The organism is Duncaniella muris, from assembly GCF_003024805.1.
In the GTDB taxonomy this organism is placed as follows: Bacteria; Bacteroidota; Bacteroidia; order Bacteroidales; family Muribaculaceae; genus Duncaniella; species Duncaniella muris.
The window spans coordinates 1-4417 of sequence record NZ_PUEC01000060.1 but is presented as its reverse complement, the minus strand read 5'-3'; the positions used below and the strand labels follow the sequence as shown (position 1 = coordinate 4417).

The following is a 4417-nucleotide window of genomic DNA, read 5'->3' as shown; positions in this document are numbered from 1 at the left end:
AAAAACTTTACATATGCGCATACGATTCATCTCATCATGTTTTCTTGCAGCTGCGTTGCTGTTGGGGTCTTGCTCGACTCCGAAAAATATAACTTATTTTCCGGATCTTGGGACCGGTGCCGTGGTGCAGGCTGAGCGTCAGCTTGATATCAGGGTGAAGCCTGAGGATAAACTTTCGATTGTTGTCAATACGCAGGATCCGGCGCTGTCGGCTCTGTTTAATCTGCTGCAGGTCCAGAACCGTCTTGGAGGGACGACGTCAACGACAAAGAGCGTGGGCGATGCTTCGGGCGGCGGTAACGGTCAGGTGGCTTACTATACGGTTGATTCGGCGGGCGATATCAATTTTCCGGTGATCGGCAAGTTGCATATTGCGGGGATGACTCGCGAGCAGGTGGCGAATTATGTAGCTGAGCAGCTTGTCGGTAAGGATTTGGTGAAGGATCCGATAGTTACGGTTGAGTTTGCCAATACGGGTATCTCGGTTATCGGTGAGGTGTCGGCTCCGGGCCGCTATGAGTTTAACAAGGATCATCTGACGATCATTGATGCTATAGCTATGGCAGGCGATCTGACGATCAGCGGTATGCGCGAGAATATTCTTGTGTTGCGCAATGTGGGCGGCGGTAAGCAGGAGGCTTACAGGGTGAATCTGCTTGACGCGCAGAGTCTGGCTTCGTCGCCGGTGTTTTATCTGCAGCAGGACGATGTGATCTACGTGGAACCTAATGACAAGAAGAAGCGCGAGACGACGCCTAACGGCAATACGCCTTACACGCCTTCGTTCTGGGTTTCAATGGGTTCGTTCGGTCTGACAATAGCAACACTTATCATCACTCTCACAAAATAAGCAATGGCAGAGACTATTAAATCAGAGGCAAGGAAGAGTGTCAACGCGGGCAGCGCCGTGCCGTTGACGGATATATTGTACAGGACGCTGCATCACTGGCCGTGGGTGTTGCTCTCGCTGGTGGTGTGTGTGGGTGCTGCTGTGGTGTATCTGCTGTGTACTCCTAAGGTTTATACGACTACGGCGTCGATCATGATCAAGGACGAGGCTGCCGGTAAGTCGGCGGGGGCTGAGGATTTCGGCGATTTCGGGCTGTTTCAGAATAAGACTAACATACAGAATGAGATCACTACTCTGAAGTCGGCTGATCTGATGGAAGAGGTGGTGAGACGTCTGAATCTGGATATGAATTATTATATTCCGGGGCGTTTTCATGATGTGGTGGCCTATGGCTCGAATCTTCCTGTGAGGGTCGAGATGCCTGGGTTTGCTGAAAATGGTTCGGCGTTGTTCAGAGTTGAGGTCGACGGGGCCGGAAAGGTTTCGGTGTCAGATGTCAAGTCGGGTGACCTGAAGTCGGAAGAGCGGGTTCAGGGCGCTATGAACGATACGCTCATGACGGTCGTCGGGCCGATGGTCGTGGTGGCTGCCGAGGGTTATAAGCCCGGTGAGGCGGTGGAACTGAATGTTGTCAAAGCTCCGGTTTCGGCTACTGCCGGTGGCTATGAGAGCCGTATGGTGATAGCGATGAGCGGTGACAAGAGCAGTGTGATCAATCTGACGGTTACTGATCAGTCGACCCAGCGTGCGCAGGCGCTGCTGAGCACGCTGATCGGTGTCTATAATGAGTATTGGATTCGCGACAAGAATCAGATTGCTGTCTCGACGTCGAATTTTATCAATGAGCGTCTGGGTGTGATCGAGAGTGAGCTCGGAAATGTGGATTCGGATATTTCTTCTTATAAGAGTCAGCATCTGATTCCGGATGTCAGTGCGGCGTCGTCGATGTATATGTCGCAGAATCAGCAGATTTCGCAGCAGATCATGGATCTGAGGAATCAGCTGAAGCAGACGCTGTATATAAAGTCGTATCTTGGAGCTGCAAGCGATAACGAGAAGATGCTTCCGATGAATTCGGGTGTGGCCAATGTGGACATACAGTCGCAGATTACTGATTACAACAATCTTGTGCTTCAGCGTAATTCGCTGCTGGCCAAGTCGTCGGACAAGAATCCGCTGGTTGTCCAGCTGAACGAGCAGATGGATCAGATGCGTCATGCGATACTGGCGTCGGTCGATAATTCGATCAATGCTCTGAACATGCAGATTTCGAGTCTGCAGGGTTCGCAGGCGTCGACTACGTCGAAAATCGCTTCGAATCCTTCGCAGGCCAAGTATCTTCTGAGTGTGGAGCGCCAGCAGAAGGTGAAGGAGTCGCTCTATCTGTTCCTGCTTCAGAAGCGTGAGGAGAACGAGCTTTCGCAGGCATTTACGGCTTATAATACCCGTGTGGTCAATAAGCCGGCAAGTTTCGGCCCGACTGCGCCGAATACGCGCAATATATTGATGATGAGCTTTCTGCTTGGTCTGGCGATTCCGTTCGGGGTGGTCTATCTGATGGAGAGCAACAACACTAAGGTGCGCGGGCGCAAGGATGTGGAGCATCTGGCTGTGCCTTTTCTCGGCGAGCTGCCGCAAGACGGACACGAGAAGAAGAAGGAGGCCGGCGAGGCGAACACGATCGTGGTCAAGGGCGGCAAGCGTGATATCATCAACGAGGCGTTCCGCGTACTCAGGACCAATGTTGAGTTTATGTGCAACAGTTCGGAGGGCAACAAGGTGATTGCCATGACGTCGTTCAATCCTGGTTCGGGCAAGTCGTTCGTTTCGATGAACTTAGGCATGGCTATCGCTCTGAAGGGCAAGAAGGTTCTGATTGTCGACGGCGATATGCGCCACGGTTCGACGTCGGCCTATATGGGTTCTCCAGCAAAGGGCCTGGCTGATTATCTGGGTGGTGCTGTGTCTGAGGTCGATACGCTGATTGTCAAGACTCCGGAGTGTCAGAACATGCAGGTGCTTCCGATCGGTTCTATTCCGCCCAATCCGACGGAGCTGCTTGAGTCGCCGCGTTTCGGTGAGCTGATCGGTGAGCTTAAGTCGAGGTTTGACTATATTATCATCGACTGTCCGCCGATCGAGGTTGTGGCTGATGCTCAGATCATCGACAAGTTTGCCGACCGGACGTTCTTCGTGATCCGAGCCGGTCTGTTCGACCGTTCGATGCTTCCGGAACTCGACCGGCTGTATGAGGAGAAGAAGTATCGCAACATGTCGTTTATCCTCAACGGTTCCCGCAATGACCAGGGCCGCTACGGCTATAGCCATACCTATCGCTACGGTTACGGATATGGCTACGGGTATGGGTATAATTACGGCAGCGGGGAGAAGAAAAAATAAAATCAAGAAATAGTAACAATGAATATCGCAGTCGCAGGGACCGGATATGTCGGTCTGAGTATAGCCACTCTGCTGGCGCAGCACAATAAGGTGACAGCCGTTGATGTCATCCCCGAAAAAGTCGAGAAGATCAATCGGCGCATCTCGCCCATTCAGGATGAGTATATCGAAAAATATCTCGTTGAAAAGGGACTGGATCTGACCGCTACGCTTGATGGTGGGGAGGCTTACCGCGAGGCCGATTTCGTGGTTATAGCCGCTCCGACCAACTATGATCCGGTAAAGAATTATTTCGATACGCACTGCATAGAGGATGTCATAGATCTCGTGCTCGAAGTCAACCCCGATGCGGTGATGGTGATAAAATCCACCATACCTGTGGGCTATTGCCGCAGTCTTTATGTGAAATATGCGGCCAAGGGGGTCAGCAGGTTCAATCTTCTGTTCTCGCCGGAGTTTCTCAGAGAAAGCAAGGCGCTGTATGACAATCTCTACCCCTCCCGAATCATAGTGGGCTATCCGAAGATTATCGACAATCCGGAGTTTGCAGAGGAAAATGATGCGATCCGGACTATTGCCGATGTCGAATTTCTTGAATCAAAAGCCCATGAGTTTGCATCGCTGTTGCAGCAAGGTGCTATAAAACAGGAAATTCCCACTCTTTTTATGGGCATGAAGGAGGCTGAGGCTGTGAAACTCTTCGCCAATACCTATCTCGCGCTTCGCGTCAGCTATTTCAACGAGCTTGATACATATGCCGAGGTCAAAGGCCTTGATTCCCAGGCTATCATCGAGGGCATAGGCCTTGATCCGCGCATCGGTACACACTACAATAATCCGTCGTTCGGTTACGGTGGCTACTGTCTGCCGAAGGACACCAAGCAGCTGCTGGCCAACTATGCCGACGTGCCCCAGCAGATGATGACGGCCATCGTCGAGAGCAACCGCACACGTAAAGATTTTATTGCCGACCAGGTGCTTAGAATGGCGGAGTGGTATGACTATTCCTCGGCCAACCACTTCGGATCTGCCAGCGAACGCCCTGTGACAATCGGTGTCTATCGTCTGACGATGAAATCGAATTCCGATAATTTCCGCCAGTCATCTATTCAGGGAGTGATGAAGCGTATCAAGGCCAAAGGCGCCGAGGTCATCATCTATGAGCCT

The 4417-nt window shown here is 51.8% G+C and carries 3 protein-coding genes; all 3 read left to right on the top strand.

Annotated elements, in window-relative coordinates; all coding sequences use genetic code 11:
- Window positions 1-13 precede the first annotated feature (13 nt).
- Window positions 14-850: a polysaccharide biosynthesis/export family protein gene (locus tag C5O23_RS13900; protein WP_107033510.1), complete on the top strand. Its 837-nt coding sequence runs from the start codon at window positions 14-16 to the stop codon at window positions 848-850.
- A gap of 3 nt (window positions 851-853) precedes the next feature.
- Window positions 854-3250: a GumC family protein gene (locus C5O23_RS13895; protein WP_107033509.1), complete on the top strand. Its 2397-nt coding sequence runs from the start codon at window positions 854-856 to the stop codon at window positions 3248-3250.
- A gap of 18 nt (window positions 3251-3268) precedes the next feature.
- A partial coding sequence (locus C5O23_RS13890; RefSeq protein WP_107033508.1) for a 3-hydroxyacyl-CoA dehydrogenase NAD-binding domain-containing protein occupies window positions 3269-4417 on the top strand: 1149 nt, incomplete at its 3' end.

Excerpts from the sequence above, each read along its gene's own strand:
- C5O23_RS13900 (WP_107033510.1), top strand. The coding sequence starts at position 14 with ATGCGCATACGATTCATCTCATCATGTTTTCTTGCAGCTGCGTTGCTG.
- C5O23_RS13895 (WP_107033509.1), top strand. The coding sequence starts at position 854 with ATGGCAGAGACTATTAAATCAGAGGCAAGGAAGAGTGTCAACGCGGGC.